Origin of the sequence: Pseudogracilibacillus sp. SE30717A (assembly GCF_037071985.1) — a bacterium.
In the GTDB taxonomy this organism is placed as follows: Bacteria; Bacillota; Bacilli; order Bacillales; family Amphibacillaceae; genus Pseudogracilibacillus.
Genome location: NZ_JAXHDF010000005.1, coordinates 106,578 through 128,336, shown reverse-complemented (window position 1 = coordinate 128,336; position 21,759 = coordinate 106,578). Strand labels below are relative to the sequence as shown.

Here is a 21,759-nt window from a genome sequence, read left to right as displayed (position 1 = left end):
AAATTTTGAAGATAATCCCTTGCTACTAAACAGAAGCAAGGGATTATCTTTGGTTATCGAGTTCTTTTGAGAGGGGGATATCGATGGATACTACAATAGAGGAAAAATTAAAAGTGTTACCTGCAAAACCTGGATGTTACTTAATGAAAGATAAACATGGAACAGTTATCTATGTAGGAAAGTCAAAACTGCTTAGAAATCGAGTCCGTTCTTATTTCCACGGTTCTAACGATGAGAAGACACAAAGGCTTGTAATAGAGATTGTTGATTTTGAATATATAGTAACTTCCTCAGAGATCGATGCACTTATTTTAGAGATGAATTTAATTAAGAAGTATGATCCTAAGTATAACGTCATGCTTAAAGATGACAAAAGTTATCCTTATTTAAAGATAACGAATGAACGCCATCCTCAATTACTTATTACACGTAAATTAAGAAAAGACGGCGGGAAATATTTTGGTCCATATACCAATGTAATTGCTGCACGAGAAACAAAAAAGTTGTTAGATCGCCTTTATCCACTTCGTAAATGTAATAATCCCCCTGGAAGGTATTGCTTATATTATCATATGGGGCAATGTTTAGCATGTAGCGAAGAAACTGTCCCAAAAGAAACATATGACGACATTGTTCAAGAAATTAGCCGTTTTCTACATGGTGGATATAAAGATATTAAAAATGATTTATACGAGAAAATGTTGGATGCTAGTGAGCAACTTAAGTTTGAAAGAGCGCAAGAATTAAGAGACCAAATCAATCATATTGAAGCAGTAATGGAACAACAGAAAGTTACGTTAAATGAAAAAGTAAATATTGATATTTTTGGTTACAGTTACAATAAAGGCTGGATGTGTATTCAAGTTTTCTTTATACGCCAAGGTAAATTACTAGAACGTGATGTTTCAATTTTCCCTTTTTATACAGAGGCAAAAGATGCTTTCATTAGTTTTATCGGACAGTTCTATATAAATCATAAAAATTTAAAACCGAAACAAATTCTTGTTCCTATCGGTACAGATGCTTCATTATTAAAAGATCTATTAGAAGTGGATGTACATACTCCATACAGAGGACAGAAGAAAGAATTAGTTGAGTTAGCAACTAAAAACGCAAAAATAGCATTAGAAGAACGATTTTCATTAATTGAACTGGATGAAGAACGGACAATTAAATCCGTAGAACGTCTTGGTGATATGTTAAACATTGAAATGCCCCGCCGAATCGAAGCATTTGATAATTCGAATATTCAAGGTACGGATCCTGTTTCAGCGATGGTCGTTTTTATTGATGGAAAAGCAAATAAAAATGAATATAGAAAATATAAAATAAGGCATGTTGAAGGTCCAGATGATTATGAAACGATGCGGGAAGTAATGCGACGAAGATACAAGCGTGTGCTCACGGAAAATCTCCCTTTACCAGATTTAATAATAGTGGATGGTGGAAAAGGTCAAATGTCGGCAGCTCGCGATGTACTTGAAAATGAATTAGGACTATCTGTACCTTTATGTGGTTTAGTCAAAGATGAACGACATAAAACTGGCGAGTTACTTTATGGTGAACCTCCGGTAGTAGTTCCTCTTGAAAGAAGATCAAATGAGTTTTACTTAGTTCAACGGATTCAAGAAGAAGTTCACCGCTTTGCTATTACTTTTCATAGGCAATTAAGAGGAAAAGGAGTCATCCAGTCTGAATTAGATAAGATTCCAGGAGTCGGGGCAAAACGTAGAAATCTTTTATTGACTCATTTTAAATCAATTCAAGCCATAAAAGAAGCTACAATTGACGAAATAACTAAATTAGGAATCCCGACAAATGTAGCGGAAAGTATTATCCAAACCTTGAATAATGATCCTAAGTAAAAAATTTATCCCTAGTTTTTTCTAGGGATAAATTTAACTAAATATAATTTAACTTTATGTAAAAAAATATAATTTCTAATCAATTCTTTCTAAGTAGAAAGATCTTATAGTTCTTGAACGGCTGGTACAAAGTCTATTAATCAGTAAAAAACAGCTTGAATTGGATCCGATATAACCTCTCGTTAATTGATTCTGTACATTCTGTAGGCCTGCCAGTTAATCGTTGAACCGCTTCAGCAATAAATCCAGCCTCCATTCTAAATTCAGTTTCAAACTGAGATTGTAGTCTTTTGACAACCTCGTCTGCCATTAAGTGAAATAGCATTTGATCCTTTTTATCTTTAATTAACTCCAAATTACCCCAACGGAATTTCTGGAATAAGTAGATCAAATCATCAAGACTATTCATTTCAATTTCCCGAGCAAGCGTTCTTCCAATAAAATATAATAGAGTTTCCTTTTCATGTCCTAAAATATTAGGTAGACTTACATATCTAAGGACATCTTGTCCAACCGTTTCTGAATCAAATTCATCCAGCATAGTGAGCGAGATTGATTTTTTGCCCATCTAAGTCATCCTTTGCTTAAAAATTTACAATTAACGTGTTTATTATATCATAGTTTAGTAGATTAAAAATTATGATGATTATTTTAGATAACTTAAAAGATTGATGAATCAGTTTGGCTATTTTAAATGCTATACTGGCAATATAAATTTGATTATTGAAAATATATGTATTCCACAAACGGGCCAGACTGTTGAACAATCAGTGTGTTATACAGAAATTATATTAATTATTATTTACGAGGAGAATAACAATGGACATAGAAAAACGATTATATGATTCGGCAGTTGAATTGATTAAAGAAAGATATCCTTCTAACTGGGGTGGTGCAGCAGCAATGGCATTAGAGGATGGTACAATTTTGACAAGCATAGCACCCGAAGTTATTGTTGCTGCTACGGAACTTTGTATTGAAACAGGAGCAATTCTAGAAGCCCATAAACTTGATAAAAGAGTAACCCATTCAATATGCGTAGTACGAGACGATGAATATTCGGATTTTAAGGTATTGTCGCCGTGTGGAGTATGTCAGGAAAGATTAATTTATTGGGGGCCAAATGTAAAGGTAGCAGTTACTGTACCAGGAAAAGATTTAGTTTTTAAAACTTTATCAGAGACACAGCCTTATCATTGGACTGCTGCTTATCCAAATGAAAATTTATTTAATGAGTAAAACTGCATAAACGGGCGCGATTGCTTTATAAATATGTGTAACTATAGAACCGTTTTGTTAAATAACATGTTTTACCGGGTGTGGCAACAACCACTAAAATAAACTTGGAGGTTTAAAAAATATGAAACAATTGGGGACGCTATACTTTTTCTGCGGGAAAATGGGCGCAGGAAAATCAACTAAATCAAAACAAATGGCAATAGATAAACATGCTGTACTAATATCTGAGGATGAATGGCTTTCATCTCTTTATCCCAATCAAATCGGATCATTTGATGACTATCTAAAATTTTCGACGCAGATCAAGCCGCTGGTGAAAAAACATGTCCAAAATATATTAAGTGTTGGTACAGATGTAGTAATGGATTTTCCAGCTAACACTCAAAAGCAGCGAAAGTGGTTTTTGGACATAGTGTTAGATGTCAATGCAAGCCATCAACTAATTTTCCTTAATTTAAGTAATGAGCAATGCTTACGTCAAATTGCACAAAGGCATAACGAACAACCCGAAAGAGCAGATTTTGACACGGAAGCGGTGTTTACTCATGTTACTAATTTTTTTGAAGTACCAGAAGCATCCGAGGGGTTAAATATTGTAGAGTTTAGTGGAAAAGAATAACAAGTGATATGTTAGCTGTACCAAAGCCATCTAAGAGTAAGAAAAAAGCGGTAAATAATAAGCCTGATACGTCAGAAGACAGGATGATTGAAATTGCTGAAAAATTAGGAGAAGCATTAGAATTCAAAAGTGAAGTCACTATTTCCACATATCAGCATGGAAACTGTAAGTAGTTTACGGGGATTATACAAAGTGCGAATGTAGATACAAAGATGATTACTTTTCAATTGAGATATAAGGAATTAAAGATTAGTGCCAATATAATAGTAGATATTGAATAAACCCATCGTTTAAACGATGGTCTTTATTTACAAAAAAAACAATTTGGTCATATTAATCTAACGTCTACCCACGTATTATTATTAGCCCCAAAAGTAGCCCCAAATACGTTCTTTTTAGAGCATTAACTTGCAAACTTTAAAAAAATCATTTTAGTATAAACACTTGCACTATTAATGTTATTAAAAAATCAATGTTATTTTTTGCATTTAGTTGAGTTTAGTAGATTAAAATTTATGATGATTATTTTAGATAACTTAAAAGATTGATGTATCTTTTATTGAATGAGTGTGCATAAACACGATCGAACATCACTTTTAGGGCTTGTTCAGGAATCGTAATCATTTTAGTGGTGCAAGTATAGCGGGGAGCTCTTTTTTCGGTGGCAGCATTAATCTCGATGGGATGTATGGCCCTAGTACACGTAAGAAGTTACAAGTTGTGCTGAAATCGAAAGGAAATTAAATAAGTGAAGTAAAATGTTTGTTTGAACGAGAAAGTTTGTCCAATCAAAATTAAAATGTTTCCATATATTATTATTGAAGTCGGCCGGCTTTAATAATTTTTTGGGGGTTTTCAGTGATGTGTTTTAGAGATGATTTTATTGGTGGAGAGGAAGATCGTAGACGGAGACGTATTAGGCTAATTTGTGAATGTCGTAGAGTAAGACGTCGCGGATGGGATGATGACTGGGATGATGACTGGGATCGTGACAGAGACCGTGACAGAGACCGCGACAGAGATCGTTTCAGATGTAGATGTAGAGAGATATAAGGATTGGTAAAAACTAAGCCCCTCAAATTATGAGGGGCTTTTCATTATTCGACACTACTTGCTTATAAATAAAACTGAGCGATAAATCGATTTATAAATAGCGAGCTCTTTATTCAGTTAATTAGATCTTGTACATACGATAAATATGTTTTTACACCCATATTTTTTTATAAAAGAGATCACTGTAGAAGCGATCTTAAATTTACTTACACTTATCCACGTATTGTTTTAGCCTCAAAAACAGCCTCAATTTAATTCATTTTAATGTTTCACTTGCAAAACAAAATAGAAAACTACCTTTAATTCTTATCCTACCAATATTATTTCATGGTCTAAGTTATTCTTTACATTTTTTTAAGTTCAGTAGATTAAATATCATGTTAATATTCAGGATTAAAATGTAGTAATAATGAGATATAAGTGTTAATTTATTAACTGTGATCATTCAATATGATACCCCTTTTCTTGACGCATTTTATTGTAAGAAGTACAATAAAGAAGACTCGTTCAATGATTTGTCAATATTATTTTAAGTTAGATAATTAAATTCTTTACAACAACATATTAAGCAAAAATAGAAGACATTTATTATCTAAGTGATTTTGATAAATTACTTATTAACTTGTTGTGCAATTTTTTTAAAAAAAATTAATATAAATTTAGTTAAGGAGGGAGTAACACATGGTGGATCATCGAGAATATTTTTACCGAAGACTGCATTCACTTTTAGGTGTTGTTCCAATTGGTATCTTTGTTGTACAACACTTAATTGTGAACCATTTTGTTGTTTATGGAGAAGAGAGCTTTAATAAGGCTGCTGGATTTATGGGTTCACTTCCATTCGTACTAGTATTGGAGATTTTTATTATTTATTTACCTATTTTGTTTCATGCCATCTTAGGGGTTTACATTGTTTTTACAGCTCGTAATAATCCAAGGAAATACGGTTTTTTCCGTAATTGGATGTTCTTATTACAGCGTATAACAGGTGTTATTACACTTATTTTTATTGCATGGCATGTATGGCAAACACGAATTCAAGTTGCATTAGGGACTGCTGAAGTGAACTATGAATTAATGGAAGGAATCTTAACTCAACCATTCTATTTCTGGTTCTATATCATTTCCATTATCGCTGTCGTATTCCATTTAGCGAATGGATTATGGGGTTTCTTAGTTTCATGGGGAATTGCACAATCTCCACGATCTCAACAAATTGTTACATATGCAACTATCGCTATTTTCTTTATAGTTTCTTATATCGGTATTAGAACAATTATTCAATTTGGTTTAGGAGCATAAATCCATTAGAGGAGGGAGTAAATCAATGAGTAACCGTAAAATCGCAATAGTAGGTGGCGGTCTTGCTGGATTAATGGCAACGATCAAAGCTGCTGAAGCTGGCGTTCAAGTAGATTTGTTTTCAATCGTACCAGTTAAACGCTCTCACTCTGTTTGTGCCCAAGGTGGAATTAATGGTGCGGTAAATACGAAAGGAGAAGGAGATTCTCCGGACATACACTTTGATGATACGGTATATGGAGGAGATTTCTTAGCAAACCAACCTCCTGTAAAAGCAATGTGTGACGCAGCGCCAAGTATTATTCATATGCTCGATCGTATGGGGGTTATGTTTAACCGTACTCCAGAAGGTTTATTAGACTTTAGACGTTTCGGAGGTACGCAACACCATAGAACAGCATATGCGGGGGCAACAACAGGGCAACAGTTATTATATGCATTAGATGAGCAAGTTCGCCGATATGAAGTGGAAGGGCTTGTTACAAAATATGAAGGATGGGAATTCCTCGGAGCTGTCATTGACGAAGAAGGTGTAGGAAGAGGAATTGTTGCTCAGAACATTAAGAGTCATGAAATAAAATCTTTCCCATCTGATGCTACTATCTTAGCTACAGGTGGACCTGGTATTATTTTTGGTAAATCGACGAACTCGATTATCAATACAGGATCTGCTGCAAGTATCTTGTACCAGCAAGGTGCAAAATATGCTAATGGAGAGTTTATCCAAATTCACCCGACTGCTATCCCGGGCGACGATAAATTACGTCTAATGAGTGAATCAGCGCGTGGTGAAGGTGGCCGTGTATGGACTTATAAAAATGGTGAGCCTTGGTATTTCTTAGAGGAGAAATATCCTGCTTATGGAAACTTAGTTCCGCGTGATATTGCAACACGTGAAATTTTTGATGTTTGTGTGAACCAAAAATTAGGGATTAATGGAGAGAACATGGTTTATTTAGATCTTTCCCATAAAGATCCTAAGGAACTTGATATTAAATTAGGTGGAATCATTGAAATCTATGAAAAGTTTGTTGGAGAAGATCCACGTAAAGTTCCAATGAAAATATTCCCAGCTGTTCACTATTCAATGGGTGGTCTATGGGTAGATTATGATCAGATGACTAATATTCCTGGAATATTTGCTTGTGGTGAGTGTGATTACTCACAACACGGTGCAAATAGACTTGGTGCGAACTCTTTACTTTCTGCGATTTTTGGTGGTATGGTAGCTGGCCCGAAAGCAATCGAATATATCGATGGATTAGATACGCATGTCACAGACATGGGTCCTGAATTATTTGAAGCCCGTGAAAAAGAAGAGCAAGAGAAGTTTGAAGCTCTCCTTAAAATGGATGGAACAGAAAACGCTTATCAATTACACCAAGAGCTTGGTGAGTGGATGACTGATAACGTAACAGTCGTTCGAGAAAATGCTCGTCTAGAAAAAACAGATGAAAAACTTCAAGAATTACTAGAGCGTTGGGAAAATATTAATGTAACTGATACTTCTCAGTGGAGTAACCAAGGTGTCATGTTTACACGCCAACTAAGAAATATGATTGAACTCGCTCGTGTAATTACACTAGGAGCATTGAACCGTGATGAAAGTCGTGGAGCTCACTACAAGCCAGAATTTCCAGAGCGAGATGACGATAATTTCTTAAAAACGACAATTGCTACATTTGATGCTCAAAATGATGAGCCAGTAATCTCATATGAGGATATAGATGTTTCATTAATCCCGCCAAGAAAACGTGACTATTCTAAAAAAAGTGAAGGGAGTAAAAAATAATGGCTGAACAAAAAACAGTTACCTTTATCATCACAAGACAAGACAGCCCTGACTCCGCTCCTTATGAAGAAACGTTTAATGTACCTTACCGTAAGAACATGAACGTCATTTCTGGATTAATGGAAATTCAAAAGAATCCAGTTAATGCTAAAGGAGAAAAGACAACTCCAGTTCATTGGGACATGAACTGCTTGGAAGAAGTTTGTGGTGCTTGTTCGATGGTAATCAATGGTACGGCTCGTCAATCATGTGCTGCTTTAGTTGATAAATTAGAACAGCCGATCCGTTTAGCGCCGATGGATACATTTCCTGTTGTACGTGATTTAATCATCGATCGTGAGCGTATGTTTGACGCATTAAAACAGATTAAAGCTTGGATCCCAATCGATGGTACGTATGATCTTGGTCCTGGACCTCGTATGCCGGAGAAAAAACGTCAGTGGGCATATGAATTATCTAAATGTATGACTTGTGGTGTTTGTTTAGAAGCATGTCCAAACGTAAATGCTAAATCAAACTTTATTGGACCTGCTGCTTTATCACAAGCTAGACTCTTTAATGCTCACCCAACAGGTGAAATGAATAAGAGTGAACGTTTAGATGGTTTAATGCAAGACGGAGGAATTCAAGGCTGTGGAAACGCACAAAACTGTGTGGAGGTTTGTCCAAAAGGAATTCCTTTAACAACTTCTATCGCTGCAATGAACCGTGCAACAGTCGTGCAATCATTTAAAAACTTTTTTGGTAGTGACAACGCACATTAATTCTTTAAATAAGCAACCCTTTTATCGATATTTCGGTAAGAGGGTTCTTTTATATTTATTAAAAGAAAATTGCGCTTTCATTTTTACCTCTTTCATATTATAATGGGTGAACAATCATTCATTTTAATGAGGTGGAAAGATGAATATACAAACAATGTCATTAAGCGAAATTTGGGAAGAAATTGAGAGAAGAGCAAATGAAAAGCCTGAACTAATCGAGGAGATGACTGCTAAATATGTTTTTCATATAACCGGCAAAGAAACCGGAAATTATGGATTATTTTTTGATGGTCAAAAAGTTGATGTCATTCCAGATGCCTCATCTGAGGAAGCAGACTGTTCACTTTTAATGAATGTGGATAACTTTAAAAAACTATTAGAAGGGAATTTAAACTCTGCTTCTGCTTTTATGACTGGTAGATTAAAAGTAAAAGGGAATATCGGTTTAGCTTTAAAACTTGAAAACTTATTAAAGAAATTTGATATTTAAGGAGGTTTTACACATTGAAACATATTTCGTATATAGAAGATTTTAAAAGTTGGAAAGAAGAATTCACTTTTTTTATCGAGATATCCATTCGTTTTTCGGAGACAGATATGTTCGGTCATGTAAACAATGTCTCTCCCTTTATTTATTTTGAAGAAGCAAGAACGGAATATATGAAAGAAAAAGGCCTTTTTACTGATTTGAAGAACCCTACCTCTGTACCTGTTGTTGCTGATCTACAATGTGATTATCACCAGCAGATATATTTCGGTGAAAAAATTAAAATGTATGTGAAGCCAAACTCAATCGGAAAAACGTCACTTGATTTCCATTATATGGCGATAAATGAAGCGGGGGCGGTCTGTCTAACTGGAAGGGGAAGGATTGTAAATGTTGATCCAAAGACAGGATCTCCGACTCCTTTACCAAAAGAAGCTACAGCAGTATTAGTAAACTAAGAAAAATCTTCTGCTGGCATAGATGCTCTGATCACTGGTATAATGTAAAGGAGTTTTCAACGTAGAGGTGAACACAGTGTCAGAAGAAGAACTTAAGAAAATCGCAAGTGAATTTTTATCCAAAAATTATAATATAGAATTAAATGTTCCAGTTTTACGTAATAATCGTCTTCGTACCACATTAGGAAGGTTTGTTATCTCTTCTGATAAAAAAACTCCGTTACGTATTGAAATTGCAGGAAATACATTAGATTATGGGACAGATAAGGCAATAATTGGTGTATTAAAACATGAATGTATCCATTATGCTTTACATTTAAAAGGGGAGTCCAGTACTGATGGACACCCTTATTTTGAGTCTGAATTGAAAAAACATGATGCGCCGAGTACACGATCGACAAGGATCGGAAAAAATTATGTTTTTACTTGTAATGCATGCGGAAAAGAGAATGAAACTAGAATTAAGCAGTTAAACCGCACTCCGTATCGTTACCGTACCACTTGTTGTAATGCTAAATTAACTATCATTGGTGAACGAATATATGATGGCACAAATTGAATTTTAAGTGGACTTTAACGAATTCAAAACAAAACTGGTCACACATTGGTGACCAGTTTTTTATACTGTATGGAGTACAACAATTAATATATGTCCTAGCAAATAGTAAAGAAGAAATTTAATTTATAACTTTAACTCTCCCATCCGAATAAGTTCGATTACTGCCTGGGATCTTCCTTTAACACCTAGTTTTTGGATTGCGTTGGAAATATGGTTGCGGACTGTTTTTTCGGAGATGAATAATTCGGCTGCTATTTCCTTTGTTGTTTTATCCTGAACTAGTATCTCGAATACTTCTTTTTCCCTCTTCGTTAATATTTTGTTTTGCTTGTATTCGTTTGAGTTGTTCAAATGGTACCCCTCCTTGCTGTCGTCTTGAGATGCGAAATGAAGGGAATTATTTAGTCATTATAGCTTATGAAAAGGAATGAAAACAAGTGCGTATAAAAGCCTTAGACGGACAACTATTTTACAAAAATCTACAATCCTATGGTAAAATAAATACGTTTCCATATATAGAAGAGGTGAAAAATTGAATCGAGCAATAGGAGTACTTGACTCAGGGGTTGGAGGACTTACTGTAGTATATGAATTAATGCGGCAATTGCCAAATGAAAAAATAATTTATGTAGGTGATACACTACGTTGTCCTTATGGCCCCCGTCCACAACATGAAGTAAAGCAGTTTACACTTGAACTAGTACAGTTCCTAATGAAGAACAATATTAAAATGATCGTTATTGCTTGCAATACAGCAACCGCATATGCGTTGGAAGATTTAAAGAAAACCTTACCGATTCCAGTAATAGGTGTGATTAAGCCGGGAGCAAGAGCGGCGATAAAATCAACTAAAAATAAGAAGGTTGGCATTATAGGTACAGAAGGAACAATTAAAAGTAACGCCTACCCAAATGCCTTACACCAAATAAACACCGAGCTAGAGGTAACTACATTAGCTTGTCCTTTATTTGTTCCCATGGTTGAAAAAGGAATATTACAGGGAAAGAAAGCTAAAGAAGTAGTTGCAGACACATTAACTCCATTAAAAAAAGCAAAAGAAATTGATACGTTAGTTTTGGGGTGTACTCACTATCCATTATTGGAGGGTACGATTAAAGCAGTAATGGGGGAAGAAGTACAAATTATTTCATCAAGTGAGGAAACGGCTAGAGAAACGAGTACTATTTTAGAAGTACATCAATTATTACATAAAAACCCAAGAAATATTGAACATCATTTTTATACGACTGGTGATCTAAATATTTTTATGAAAATTTATCGTTCTATTTTTAACAGGAATGTTGGCGAACACCCAAATATCCATATTGAAAATATAATCATTTAAACTCCTTATATTCTGTCCCATTCCATTGGTATTATTTGAAAGGTTGTACGTATATATAGTAGTACAACCATCAATGGGAGGGTGTTTTTATGCAAAAGAAAGGATTATTGCTGGTACAATTTCTGATTGTTTTAAGTCTTCTTTTAGGGGGCTGTTTAAAGGGGGAGCAGACTTTTGAAGAAGTGGATGTTCCTGAGGATGTGACTATCGTAGAGGAAGGAAATGAGGAGGAAGAAGGAGAAAATCCTATTGAAGAAGAGGAAGTCATTGAAACGGATGAGACGGTTTTAAGGGAAATTTATTTAATCGATGTTAGTGGAATGGTTGTTTCCCAAACGCTTGAGTTACCGAAAACAGAGTCCGCTGCAATGCAAGCGTTAGAATATTTAGTAAAAGATGGTCCAGTAACGGATTTGTTACCAAATGGGTTTCAAGCCGTATTACCTGCAGGAACAGAAATTCTTGGTTTAAATCTTCAGGAAGATGGTACATTAATTGTTGATGTATCAGAGGAGTTTAAAAATTATGAAGCAGAGGAAGAATTAAAGATATTACAAGCAATGACTCATACGCTAACACAATTTGATAGTGTAGATCGTTTAAAACTATGGATAAATGGAGAAAACCTTGATGAAATGCCTGTAAATGGAACTCCGATATCAGAGGGTTTTTCAAAAAATAACGGTATAAATATATATGCAAAAGACCAACCTAGTTTAATGCATAGCAAGGTTGTAACCGTCTATTATCCTAAACAGCATAATGATAATTTTTACTTTGTACCAATGACTCAATATATCAATGACAATAATGACGATGTTTTTACATCAATCGTTGAAGCTTTAATGGAAGGACCATCTTATGAAGTAGAAACAATGGATGTATTTAATGATCATGTTACATTAGTAAATAAACCTGTTTTAACAGAAGGTGTGTTACAATTAGAATTCAGTCAAGATATTTTGAAAGATGAGCAAAAAGCAGTTATTGCTGATGACGTAGTTGAAACATTAGTGAGAACGTTAACGGAACAAGAAGATGTAGAAGCGGTGGAAATAAAAGTCCAAAATACAGAAAAAGTTGTGAGTGAAAATGGGACTGCCTATGACAAGCCAGTTACCAAAAATGATTTCATTAACTCAGAAAAGATGTAAAACTAGTATTTTTTTAAATTTAGGAGTGTAAAAAATGAATGCCAATAATCTAGAAATCAGACCAACAACAATCACACCAAATTATATTACTCATCCAGAAGGATCTGTGTTAATTGAATTCGGAAATACGAAAGTAATTTGTAATGCCAGTATCGAAGACAGAGTGCCTCCGTTTATGCGTGGGCAAAATAAAGGATGGATTACAGCCGAATACTCCATGTTACCAAGAGCTACAGAACAAAGAAATATCCGTGAATCATCTCGCGGGAAGGTTAGTGGAAGAACGATGGAGATTCAACGGTTAATTGGCCGTGCATTACGTTCTGTTGTTAATTTAGATGCAATTGGTGAAAGGACTATTTGGATTGATTGTGACGTAATTCAGGCTGATGGAGGCACAAGGACTGCTTCGATTACTGGAGCTTATGTAGCGCTAGTACTTGCTTGCGGAAAATTACTTGAAGAACAAAAGGTAGAACAATTTCCTGTTACGGGATTTTTAGCTGCTATTTCAGTAGGAGTTTCTCCTGAGGAAGAGCTTATGCTGGATTTAAATTATGAACAAGATTCCACAGCGAACGTTGATATGAATGTAGTGATGACTAGTGCAGGTGAATTTGTAGAGATTCAAGGTACAGGAGAAGAAGCTACTTTTTCTTATACTCAGTTACAATCAATGTTAGCTGCTGCTGAAAAAGGTATAAATCAATTATTCACTGTACAAAAAGAAGTTCTTGGAGAGTTAGCTCAAAAGGTTGGATCTGAAAAGAGTAAAGAAGGGCATGAAAGTTGAAGAAATTAATTATTGCAAGTAAAAATAAGGGTAAAATAAAAGAATTCAAGCAATTATTTAGTAAGTATGGAGTTGAAGTTATCTCTTTATTCGATTTTGAAAAGGAACCCCCAGATGTTGAAGAAACAGGAACTACTTTTTACGAGAATGCTCGACTTAAAGCTGAACAGATCGCTGAAATAGTAAATATGCCTGTGATTGCCGATGATTCGGGATTACAAATTGATGCTTTGGATGGCAGACCTGGTGTCTATTCGGCGAGATATGCTGGAGAACCTACTGATGATATACGAAATTATGAAAAAGTATTAAATGAAATGAGTCATGTGCCAAACGAGGATCGCACAGCACGCTTTATTTGTGTTTTAGCGTTAGCTATTCCAGGAGAAGAAACACTATATAAAGAAGGGGTTTGTGAAGGAATAATTACTACAGAACCAAAAGGTATGAATGGATTTGGATATGACCCAATTTTTATACCAAATGGCTTTACGAAAACTATGGCACAACTTGAAGACAATGAGAAAAATAGTATCAGTCATCGCTACCATGCATTAGAACAGCTTGAGAGTTGGCTTATGAAGCATCAGAATAAAGGTGAGTAAGAATGAATAATGTTTTAATTGTAAGTGATAGTCATGGTCTAACAAAGGAATTGGAAGCTATAAAAGAGCGACATCAAGTGGAAAAGAGAATCCATTGTGGAGATTCAGAGCTCCCTTCAGATGCCGCTTCTTTACATGGCTACCTCACTGTGAAAGGGAATTGTGACTGGCAAGCGACTTTTTCAGAAGAACATATTATTGAAATTGGCGGTTTGCGTTTTTTAGTAACGCATGGCCATTTAAATGATGTTAAATCAACTCTATTACCTTTGCAATATCGTGCACAAGAAGTACAGGCTGATATCGTTTGTTTTGGACACACACATATAGCATATGCTGAAAAAATAGGGGAACAATTATTTTTAAATCCCGGCAGTTTACGACTTCCAAAATATTTTAATATACCTAGTTATGTAATTGTAAGCTGGGAGTATCCAACAGATGTAACGATTACTTTTTATTACTTAAATGGTGATGTGATTACCAAATTTCCGTATGAAAAATATTTTTTTATAAAAAAATAAATATAGTGTTGACAAAAAGATTTATAAGTCATATAATAATCTTTGGTTGCAAAATTTGAAAGCAAAAATGCGGGTGTAGTTTAGTGGTAAAACTCCAGCCTTCCAAGCTGATGTCGAGGGTTCGATTCCCTTCACCCGCTCCATATTTGTCCCAGTAGCTCAGCTGGATAGAGCAATAGCCTTCTAAGCTATCGGTCGGGCGTTCGAATCGCTCCTGGGACGTAACAAACATAAACGCTGTACCCTTTGTCATGAAAGGAGTACAGCGTTTTTTATTTTCTTTAAATATAATTATAATTATCACTGAAAATTATTGATTTAAGACACTCATCTTTAACATATTTAAGTAATCGAGGGCTAATAATCATCAGCATTACTTCTTTTGGTAATGGTAAAAACCTACCCTGTCATTCTTCGTTCCTTTCAATATAACAACTACACCTTTTTTGACTTACGCATCACCATCAAATACCTTACCATCTGTTCGCAGTTGGATTCTTAACTCGTCACCAGCGTCAGTAAAGATTTTTGTCCTTGCCTCATAGGTTTTTCGGTAACTACATGATACCAAAAAGTTTATTAGATGCAGAAATGTGGGCTAATTCATTTATAAATAGTAGTAGAAAAGTATAACAGTAGGTGTCTATTTTTATGTCTAAAACAGGAGGTAATTATGGAAACATTTCTTTACAGCAAACAACGACTCTGATTTAGGCATTTCTATTTCCCCTTTCATAAAATTAAAAAGAGCAACGATTACTCGCTGCTCGTTGATTTTCCATTTAAAGTATCAACTGCTTTTCGTGAGCGACTTGTACGAAACAGTAAGGAAAGATATTCCGCATTTCGTGGGTGTGTATATTAACGGTAACTACTCTATAGCTAGAGCCGAAATGTTGATTTGTTAAAAGACTCACTAATTCGATCACTCTCAAGAGAATGTCAAAAATCTTTCAAAAGTTTGGACGCTGAAATTATGAAATGGGTAGAACGATAAATCGAAAAGGCATGGAAAGAAAACCGTAAACTTAACAAAAAGATGTAAACAGCAAACACTTTGTTCGTGATGATAAGAAGAGGATATTCACTAGATGAAATGAAAGAGTTTGCTGAAAAATTTTGCTAGGAGATTTTTGGAGATATGAATATCCTTGAACACCTTGCATAGTTAAGAATTTGATTTTTTTAGTCGATCATATTCATTCAATACAACATCTAATTTTTGATTCATTTCAATAACTTGTGAGTGAGTTGGCCCTTTTGCTTCGACAAGATCATTTACTTTTACTCTTAATCGTTCGATTTCGTTAGATAGGTTTTCAAGTTGATTTTACAAAGTATTTACCTCCAAATTTTTTCTTTAGTTTTCACTATGGAAGATGAAAATATTCAAAGGAAGTGAGGATGTGAAAGATCCAAAGGTATTCGGAAATCTATGTCTTATTTGTAAGAAGCAAGAATCAACACAACTGTGTGAGTATGCAGTTCATTATGACAACGGAATTATTTTCTATAGAAATAGACTTGAATAAAAAAGAGCGAATGCACGAACAAGAAACACTACATGTGATTTACCTTTATGCAAAGAGTGTTTCTATGAAATAGGGCACAACGTAGGTGTTTGCCCACATCATTATAAATTGCACCAACAAGCAGATATTTACGCTTGAAACGCAATAAGGGGAGATGAGATTATCCTCCCCTTACCAACTTTATTCTTTTTCTGGAGTATTCAAACGGAGAACTAAATACACAAGTTTATCAATTGGGAATGTCAGTTTAGTTTTCATGAGGGTCCGCTTGATAAAAATAGTTAGGTGTTAAAATGTCATTGTTATATGGTTTATGATAAATGTGAGTTGTGGCTGGTGATATTGGTGGAATAAGCCAAGCCCAATTTCCAGTGATAGGTCGACCATTTTTTATTTCATTTTCTTCGAATTTCTTATATTGTTTTGCTGCTGTATGATGGTCAACAATGGTTATACCAGCTTTTTGATAAGAATGTAATACCGCGACATTTAATTCAATTAAAGCTCTGTCTATCCAAAGTGATCGTTTTGATTTAATATCTAATCCCATTATTTCTGCAACTTCTGGTAATAAATTATAGCGGTCATGATCTGCTAAGTTTCTTGCTCCAATTTCGGTGCCCATATACCAACCATTAAATGGAGCCATAGGATAATCAATGCCGCCTATCTCTAAACGCATGTCTGAAATAATAGGAACAGCATACCATTTTATGCCCAGCTTACTAAACCCTTCTAGTTGTGGGTGAATGATTGGTACTTCTTTAACAATTTTATTAGGAATTTTAAATAGTTTAGGCTTTTTTCCTAATTCTTGGATCACTAGAGGGAGAATATCGAAGGATGTTTTGTTCCCTTGCCAACCCATTCTTTCGCACATCTTTGTCAATTTAATAGATGTTGAATCACCAATTACATTATCGTCATCATCGTAACCAGCATATCGGATTAATTGATGGTTCCAAATTCTTATAGGATCTTTTCCATCTTTTCGAGGTGCAAAGATTGTAATTGTAGGTTGGATTTTACCATCATTTGTAGCAAAATCAATATGTTTAATTAATTTATTATAAGCATCTTCAGCAGTAATTACATCTCGCGCATCAAAAACATGTAATGTATCCCATAGTAATCGTCCTATACAACGATTACTATTACGCCAAGCCATTTTTGCTCCTTGTGTTAATTCAAAAGGTTTATGAAAGTATGTTTCAGTAATATTTATTTCATTTTTTATTTCTTCAATTCGTTTCAATTGTTCTGCTTTAGAAATTCCGAGTTCATCATAACTACTTTTTATAAATCGTGTTGCTTCCAGTAGCAATTTATTAGTTTTAGTAGAATGAACCATTAGCATCAACTCCATGAATTAAGTATATCATTAATGTACGAGTGTATTAATTATACAATTTGTAGATTTATTGAATCTTTTTTGAAATAGATGCCAACGGGAATAGGAGGATTCCAACAACCTCAGAAGACGATTAAGAGGAGTAAATACGCGCAAATCACTATTGAATGAGTGGACAGCAGAATGAAATGATAACTAATTGGGCCGATGGAATTGATAGATCAATATAAAGAGAGTTTAGGTGCTTGATGATCGCTATAATAGGCGTTACTTTTGTTTTAAAGAGGAATTCTCCCTCCTTTTGTCGAAGTATGTAGGCGAGGAGGGACTACTTTTATGGAAGAACATGTTACCGAAGCAATTGATTTTTATTTGTCACATGGCTTTGTTACAGAATGTGATTTTTCTTTTATTGGGTCAAGACCTTTATTTAAAAATTTTGGACACCAACTGGAAAGTCGGAGGATAGAGTATATGGATTCAGCCATTGAAATAAAGGGACAGTTCCTGTATTTTATATATAATCCATCTGAATTTCCTGTTTTTTCGGAAATGAAGGACTTTATTACACAATATATGGAACAACGTAGTTATTATTAATAAGGAAGCAGGCAAATCAATGCTTCTTTATTTTCAACGATTACACGAGCTTTACTTCATGGTTAAATTTCCCTTCTTGTCGTATGATGGTGGAAAACATAAGGAATAGAGGGATTCGGTGGAACGAGTAAAGTTTTATAGATGATAGTTTTAAATGTGATGTAAAGAAATCTTTTACTTCTCAAAAAGCTCTCATTCAAGAGCTTATTCCAGGTGCAGATATACAGCACGTTGGTAGTACCACCATACCAAACAGCCTAACTAAAGGAGACTTAGATATACAGGTTCGTATTTTTAAAAATCAATTTATTGAAGCTGTTGAAGCGCTATCTAAGGTTTATGAACTAAATGATGGAAGTATAAAAACGAATAAGTTTAGGGCATTTAAAGATGACTCAAGTACTCCGCCTTTAGGAATTCAATTGACTGTTATAGACTCAGAATTTGATTTCTTCTGGCAGTTTCGAGATGTTTTACTGAAAAATGATCAATTTAGGATAGAGTATGATGAATTAAAAAGAAAGTTTGATGGAAAGAGTATGGAATCTTATAGAAAAGCTAAAAATGACTTTGTTAATAAGATAATGCAAACAACTGAATTCAAACAATTGAAAGAAATAAATTGATAATATAAATTTGAATTAATGCACTGTTAGAAGGTTAAAAAATGGAAATCCTAACTTAATATATAATCGAGCAAGCACTGATTGTCATTCTAGTGCTTTTAATTTTGGGAAAATATTAGGGAAAACCTAAATTAAAAGATTGGTTGATCCAGTATGTCTTACTAATTATAGTGTAGCATTTACTGTAGCAATGATTGGATTTAATATTGATGTGGGATTAAACCGATTGGCGCAATTAATATTGTACACATGAATAACATATAAATTTTAAAAAGTTTATACACCAAAAAGATAATGATGTGGACTCTTAATTCAAGACCTCCAAAGAGTAAGTCAATAATCGAATCATAAATTATAGTCGCGAAGGGGAATAAGATTGCACTTGAAACTATAAAGATTTTTACCGATGTCGAACCGCCTTCGAATATGTAATTCCATGAAAAATAAGTGCATGCTATACCAATGATATAGATTTTGATTAAGTATTTTAAATTAAATTGACTATAAATGTTCTTAAAAACACTCACAATTCTTTCACCTCCATAAGGTACATTATAGTAAAGGAAGTTATTTTTGTTAAATTTACATATTTATTGAAAGGAGATTATATGGTTGTCTATTCGAAAACATAAAATCTTCATATAATAGTATTAAAGTCGGCCAACTTTAATCTTAATGGGGAGGTTTTGACTTATGTGTTCTCGGGGTCGTTGCAGAAGGTGTCGTCGCTGCTTTTGTTGCTGTAGATGTGGATGGGGATGGTAAAGACACTGTAAAACTAAAATAGCGACTATTCGTAAAAGCTAGTGGTATTTATTTTGTAAAAAATAGCCTCTCACTCTTGAGGGGCTATTCATTATTTAATACTGATTCTCGTTCCTTTAATAATTCTTTTAATGCCCCAATATCTTCCATGATTTACTCCTTAATCTTTAATTCTAAGCGCTCACGTAAGTGTTATTGTTTATGGTTAAATTTCCTTTTTTGACGTATGATGGATTTAATATGATGAGGAGAGGGACTTCAAAAAGAGAGCCCATTCGTTGAAAAAGGAAAAGAATTACAGGATAATAAATCAAAGTATATTTATGAGATAGGTGATTCAGTGGAAAATAATGCGATTATTATAAGGGCTAGACAATTTGTTCAAGAGCAACATCAGAACGATTACAGTGGGCATGACTGGTGGCATATCATGCGGGTAACCGACACGGCTAAAATAATATCGGTTCAGGAAGGTGGAAACGATTTTGTTGTTGAACTTGCAGCACTTATGCATGATCTGGCAGATGAAAAAATAAGTGGAAGTGAAAAAGAAGGCCTGAAAAAAGTGAATAAATGGTTAAAAGAAAATGGCGTAAAGGAGGATGAAATCTTAGAGATTAACGAGATTATTACAACAATGTCATTTAAAGGTGGAAACCGTAAACCTATGAGTACTATTGAAGGTAAAATTGTACAGGATGCTGATCGTCTTGATGCATTAGGAGCTATTGGTATTGCACGTACGTTTGCTTATTCTGGTGCCAAAGGTCAGCCTATTTATGACCCAGAGCTTCCACCTAGAGTCGGGAGTATGACTTATAAAGATTATCGTCATGGAAAGAGTACAGCTATTAATCATTTTTACGAGAAACTTTTAAAGCTAAAGGATTCTATGAATACTGAATACGGAAAAAAACTTGCTGAAGAGCGCCATAATTATATGATGCAATTTCTTGAACAATTTTTTCTTGAATGGAAAGAAAGTGAAAAATAAGGTTAACAGTTAAATATTACAAGAGTATTATCAGGTGTTTTTTCTATCATTACTCACATCCGTGGGTGTTTTTTCATGTCTACATACAAGAAAGTCAAAACTTAATAGGAGTTGATGATTATGAATTTAGAACATTAAGAAGCAGCAAAGCTTTTCTTGTTTGTAGACGTTAAATTTTTACACTTACTATTATTGCTTATTTTACTAGATATGATTTAAGTTAAGTAAGTCGTTGCAGATCGTGTACATGGATTATAAAGGTAATATCACAAAAAGAAAAATTCAATACTGCTACCTTTACAGCTTATTGTTATTTTCGTGGATCAAGACGGACTTTTAAGATAAAGAATGCTATGTTGTTGAAAAAGATGCGAGGGAAATAGATAATTAAATATAACGATTTATTTAACTAGCCTGCAGGTGTCAAAAGCTTGCGGGCGATTTGTTTTTAAATAAAAATAGGTCCCATGACGGGACCTACTATTAAAAGGGGGGTAAATCTATATTACCCCTTATAATTTATATCAAACTAAATTAGTTGTGAACAATTTATGAATTAAAATCCACCTTATAATATCTGCAGAGAAATAACCCCAAAAAATAATATAAATACTATCTTGAGTGAGTGTTTAAAATTGGAAAATTACAATGAGTTTATTAAGGAAGATAAGGAGATTGGAACCAATATATCCGGGTGAGTGCCAAAAACTCTTTCAACTGGTTCACTTAAATAGAAATTCGATATACAAAAGAGGGCTTAATTGCCCTCTAGTAATTCTCTCATTATTTGCTTCACATTCTTCTTTTATATTCTTTTTCCATTACCAGTATATTCGCGTACCTTATCCTCTTCATTTAAAGGGTCAATCGTATGCTTGAATGAATACCCTTTGGAAATCGTTAATAAGGTTAACAACAAAGTAGCTACAGTTAATACTACACCAACGACAAGTGATGTCATTACCATAATTATTCTCCTTTTTCCACTAATGAATTTTAAATAATCTTATTTTAATGCGGTATTTGATATGTTAAGGTAAGTAGGTTTCTCTTAAATCTATTATAACATTAAGGCTGAATTGATTTGTGAAATGTTTTTAACAATTGGGCCTTACATTTGAATCGTGCATGTGTCAAACAGCTTGAAAAAGAGAGCTTGGTTGCACTCAATGAATAATTAAAGAATATAATGATAAAATATAGTTATTATATACTGCTTATAAGCTGCTAATCTCCGATGGTAAAGGATAGCAGCTTATTTTTTGGTGTTCTATTCTCGAGGAATTATTGGTCAATATTTTCTTCATATAATTCTTTCATATAAAATTCATC

General features: G+C 34.2%; 24 protein-coding genes and 2 tRNA genes. 21 read left to right on the top strand and 5 right to left on the bottom strand.

What is annotated here, in order from left to right:
* Positions 1 to 83 precede the first annotated feature (83 nt).
* Positions 84 to 1,865, top strand: coding sequence for an excinuclease ABC subunit UvrC (uvrC, locus tag SPD48_RS09380; protein WP_336257833.1), 1,782 nt, complete (start codon positions 84 to 86; stop codon positions 1,863 to 1,865).
* 136 nt (positions 1,866 to 2,001) lie between these two features.
* Here the strand turns inward: uvrC and SPD48_RS09375 are convergent, their stop codons facing one another.
* The gene (locus SPD48_RS09375) at positions 2,002 to 2,433 is read right to left on the bottom strand and encodes a DUF2507 domain-containing protein (protein ID WP_336257832.1); all 432 of its coding nucleotides are present in this window, start codon (positions 2,431 to 2,433) and stop codon (positions 2,002 to 2,004) included.
* A 251-nt stretch (positions 2,434 to 2,684) separates the two neighbouring features.
* Between SPD48_RS09375 and SPD48_RS09370 the strand changes: the two genes are divergently transcribed.
* The 10 genes from SPD48_RS09370 to SPD48_RS09325 all read left to right on the top strand — a co-directional run bounded on the left by SPD48_RS09370 (position 2,685) and on the right by SPD48_RS09325 (position 10,138).
* Positions 2,685 to 3,104 (top strand): cytidine deaminase, encoded by a 420-nt coding sequence (locus SPD48_RS09370; RefSeq protein WP_336257831.1) that lies wholly within the window; start codon positions 2,685 to 2,687, stop codon positions 3,102 to 3,104.
* 121 nt (positions 3,105 to 3,225) lie between these two features.
* Positions 3,226 to 3,723 carry an AAA family ATPase gene (locus SPD48_RS09365; RefSeq protein ID WP_336257830.1) on the top strand — a complete coding sequence of 166 codons (498 nt, stop codon included), beginning with the start codon at positions 3,226 to 3,228 and terminating at the stop codon, positions 3,721 to 3,723.
* Between the two features lie 8 nt (positions 3,724 to 3,731).
* Positions 3,732 to 3,896 carry a YolD-like family protein gene (locus SPD48_RS09360; RefSeq protein WP_336257829.1) on the top strand — a complete coding sequence of 55 codons (165 nt, stop codon included), beginning with the start codon at positions 3,732 to 3,734 and terminating at the stop codon, positions 3,894 to 3,896.
* Between the two features lie 685 nt (positions 3,897 to 4,581).
* A complete protein-coding gene (locus SPD48_RS09355) occupies positions 4,582 to 4,776 on the top strand; it encodes a hypothetical protein (RefSeq protein ID WP_336257828.1) in 195 nt (64 codons plus the stop codon).
* A gap of 681 nt (positions 4,777 to 5,457) precedes the next feature.
* Complete coding sequence (locus SPD48_RS09350) at positions 5,458 to 6,078, top strand: succinate dehydrogenase cytochrome b558 subunit (protein ID WP_336257827.1); 621 nt, start codon at positions 5,458 to 5,460, stop codon at positions 6,076 to 6,078.
* A gap of 25 nt (positions 6,079 to 6,103) precedes the next feature.
* Complete coding sequence (gene sdhA / locus SPD48_RS09345; RefSeq protein WP_336257826.1) at positions 6,104 to 7,870, top strand: succinate dehydrogenase flavoprotein subunit; 1,767 nt, start codon at positions 6,104 to 6,106, stop codon at positions 7,868 to 7,870.
* Positions 7,870 to 8,634 (top strand): succinate dehydrogenase iron-sulfur subunit, encoded by a 765-nt coding sequence (sdhB, locus tag SPD48_RS09340; protein ID WP_336257825.1) that lies wholly within the window; start codon positions 7,870 to 7,872, stop codon positions 8,632 to 8,634. The genes sdhA and sdhB overlap by 1 nt, the downstream gene beginning before the upstream one ends.
* Positions 8,635 to 8,773: 139 nt before the next feature.
* Complete coding sequence (locus SPD48_RS09335) at positions 8,774 to 9,124, top strand: SCP2 sterol-binding domain-containing protein (protein WP_336257824.1); 351 nt, start codon at positions 8,774 to 8,776, stop codon at positions 9,122 to 9,124.
* A gap of 14 nt (positions 9,125 to 9,138) precedes the next feature.
* Positions 9,139 to 9,579: an acyl-CoA thioesterase gene (locus SPD48_RS09330; RefSeq protein ID WP_336257823.1), complete on the top strand. Its 441-nt coding sequence runs from the start codon at positions 9,139 to 9,141 to the stop codon at positions 9,577 to 9,579.
* A 76-nt stretch (positions 9,580 to 9,655) separates the two neighbouring features.
* Positions 9,656 to 10,138, top strand: a complete 483-nt coding sequence (locus SPD48_RS09325; RefSeq protein WP_336257822.1) for a SprT-like domain-containing protein — start codon at positions 9,656 to 9,658, stop codon at positions 10,136 to 10,138.
* Between the two features lie 123 nt (positions 10,139 to 10,261).
* On the opposite strand, the gene SPD48_RS09320 is transcribed toward SPD48_RS09325, so the two are convergent.
* Positions 10,262 to 10,456, bottom strand: a complete 195-nt coding sequence (locus SPD48_RS09320; protein ID WP_336258076.1) for a helix-turn-helix domain-containing protein — start codon at positions 10,454 to 10,456, stop codon at positions 10,262 to 10,264.
* A 214-nt stretch (positions 10,457 to 10,670) separates the two neighbouring features.
* Between SPD48_RS09320 and racE the strand changes: the two genes are divergently transcribed.
* The 7 genes from racE to SPD48_RS09285 all read left to right on the top strand — a co-directional run bounded on the left by racE (position 10,671) and on the right by SPD48_RS09285 (position 14,781).
* On the top strand, positions 10,671 to 11,483 hold the full coding sequence (racE, locus tag SPD48_RS09315) for a glutamate racemase (protein WP_336257821.1): 813 nt from the start codon (positions 10,671 to 10,673) through the stop codon (positions 11,481 to 11,483).
* An 89-nt stretch (positions 11,484 to 11,572) separates the two neighbouring features.
* Positions 11,573 to 12,637 (top strand): GerMN domain-containing protein, encoded by a 1,065-nt coding sequence (locus SPD48_RS09310; RefSeq protein WP_336257820.1) that lies wholly within the window; start codon positions 11,573 to 11,575, stop codon positions 12,635 to 12,637.
* Positions 12,638 to 12,671: 34 nt separating this feature from the next.
* Positions 12,672 to 13,430: a ribonuclease PH gene (gene rph, locus SPD48_RS09305; protein WP_336257819.1), complete on the top strand. Its 759-nt coding sequence runs from the start codon at positions 12,672 to 12,674 to the stop codon at positions 13,428 to 13,430.
* Positions 13,427 to 14,035: an XTP/dITP diphosphatase gene (locus SPD48_RS09300; protein ID WP_336257818.1), complete on the top strand. Its 609-nt coding sequence runs from the start codon at positions 13,427 to 13,429 to the stop codon at positions 14,033 to 14,035. The genes rph and SPD48_RS09300 overlap by 4 nt, the downstream gene beginning before the upstream one ends.
* A gap of 2 nt (positions 14,036 to 14,037) precedes the next feature.
* A complete protein-coding gene (locus SPD48_RS09295; RefSeq protein WP_336257817.1) occupies positions 14,038 to 14,559 on the top strand; it encodes a metallophosphoesterase family protein in 522 nt (173 codons plus the stop codon).
* Positions 14,560 to 14,628: 69 nt separating this feature from the next.
* Positions 14,629 to 14,702 (top strand) — tRNA-Gly (locus SPD48_RS09290).
* Between the two features lie 5 nt (positions 14,703 to 14,707).
* Positions 14,708 to 14,781 (top strand) — tRNA-Arg (locus SPD48_RS09285).
* A gap of 946 nt (positions 14,782 to 15,727) precedes the next feature.
* Here the strand turns inward: SPD48_RS09285 and SPD48_RS09280 are convergent.
* A complete protein-coding gene (locus tag SPD48_RS09280; protein WP_336258075.1) occupies positions 15,728 to 15,862 on the bottom strand; it encodes an aspartyl-phosphate phosphatase Spo0E family protein in 135 nt (44 codons plus the stop codon).
* A 476-nt stretch (positions 15,863 to 16,338) separates the two neighbouring features.
* Complete coding sequence (locus tag SPD48_RS09275) at positions 16,339 to 17,442, bottom strand: nitric oxide synthase oxygenase (protein ID WP_336257816.1); 1,104 nt, start codon at positions 17,440 to 17,442, stop codon at positions 16,339 to 16,341.
* A 336-nt stretch (positions 17,443 to 17,778) separates the two neighbouring features.
* Here SPD48_RS09275 and SPD48_RS09270 point away from each other — a divergent pair, with 336 nt between their 5' ends.
* From SPD48_RS09270 to SPD48_RS09260, 3 genes are all read left to right on the top strand, one after another.
* Positions 17,779 to 18,042, top strand: coding sequence for a hypothetical protein (locus SPD48_RS09270; RefSeq protein WP_336257815.1), 264 nt, complete (start codon positions 17,779 to 17,781; stop codon positions 18,040 to 18,042).
* 137 nt (positions 18,043 to 18,179) lie between these two features.
* Entirely contained in the window at positions 18,180 to 18,668 is a 489-nt protein-coding gene (locus tag SPD48_RS09265; RefSeq protein WP_336258074.1) for a GrpB family protein, read from the top strand.
* 1,105 nt (positions 18,669 to 19,773) lie between these two features.
* The gene (locus SPD48_RS09260; protein WP_336257814.1) at positions 19,774 to 20,427 is read left to right on the top strand and encodes an HD domain-containing protein; all 654 of its coding nucleotides are present in this window, start codon (positions 19,774 to 19,776) and stop codon (positions 20,425 to 20,427) included.
* A gap of 805 nt (positions 20,428 to 21,232) precedes the next feature.
* Here the strand turns inward: SPD48_RS09260 and ytzI are convergent.
* A complete protein-coding gene (gene ytzI, locus SPD48_RS09255; RefSeq protein ID WP_336257813.1) occupies positions 21,233 to 21,394 on the bottom strand; it encodes a YtzI protein in 162 nt (53 codons plus the stop codon).
* Positions 21,395 to 21,759: the final 365 nt, after the last annotated feature.

What these genes read in the sequence shown, in the direction of transcription:
- SPD48_RS09295 (WP_336257817.1), top strand. Translation starts at nt 14,038, where the DNA reads ATGAATAATGTTTTAATTGTAAGTGATAGTCATGGTCTAACAAAGGAA.
- uvrC (WP_336257833.1), top strand. Translation starts at nt 84, where the DNA reads ATGGATACTACAATAGAGGAAAAATTAAAAGTGTTACCTGCAAAACCT.
- sdhB (WP_336257825.1), top strand. Translation starts at nt 7,870, where the DNA reads ATGGCTGAACAAAAAACAGTTACCTTTATCATCACAAGACAAGACAGC.
- SPD48_RS09270 (WP_336257815.1), top strand. Translation starts at nt 17,779, where the DNA reads ATGGAAGAACATGTTACCGAAGCAATTGATTTTTATTTGTCACATGGC.
- SPD48_RS09365 (WP_336257830.1), top strand. Translation starts at nt 3,226, where the DNA reads ATGAAACAATTGGGGACGCTATACTTTTTCTGCGGGAAAATGGGCGCA.
- SPD48_RS09350 (WP_336257827.1), top strand. Translation starts at nt 5,458, where the DNA reads ATGGTGGATCATCGAGAATATTTTTACCGAAGACTGCATTCACTTTTA.
- SPD48_RS09310 (WP_336257820.1), top strand. Translation starts at nt 11,573, where the DNA reads ATGCAAAAGAAAGGATTATTGCTGGTACAATTTCTGATTGTTTTAAGT.
- ytzI (WP_336257813.1), bottom strand. Translation starts at nt 21,394, where the DNA reads ATGGTAATGACATCACTTGTCGTTGGTGTAGTATTAACTGTAGCTACT.
- SPD48_RS09370 (WP_336257831.1), top strand. Translation starts at nt 2,685, where the DNA reads ATGGACATAGAAAAACGATTATATGATTCGGCAGTTGAATTGATTAAA.
- SPD48_RS09360 (WP_336257829.1), top strand. Translation starts at nt 3,732, where the DNA reads ATGTTAGCTGTACCAAAGCCATCTAAGAGTAAGAAAAAAGCGGTAAAT.
- rph (WP_336257819.1), top strand. Translation starts at nt 12,672, where the DNA reads ATGAATGCCAATAATCTAGAAATCAGACCAACAACAATCACACCAAAT.
- sdhA (WP_336257826.1), top strand. Translation starts at nt 6,104, where the DNA reads ATGAGTAACCGTAAAATCGCAATAGTAGGTGGCGGTCTTGCTGGATTA.
- SPD48_RS09335 (WP_336257824.1), top strand. Translation starts at nt 8,774, where the DNA reads ATGAATATACAAACAATGTCATTAAGCGAAATTTGGGAAGAAATTGAG.
- SPD48_RS09375 (WP_336257832.1), bottom strand. Translation starts at nt 2,433, where the DNA reads ATGGGCAAAAAATCAATCTCGCTCACTATGCTGGATGAATTTGATTCA.
- SPD48_RS09275 (WP_336257816.1), bottom strand. Translation starts at nt 17,442, where the DNA reads ATGGTTCATTCTACTAAAACTAATAAATTGCTACTGGAAGCAACACGA.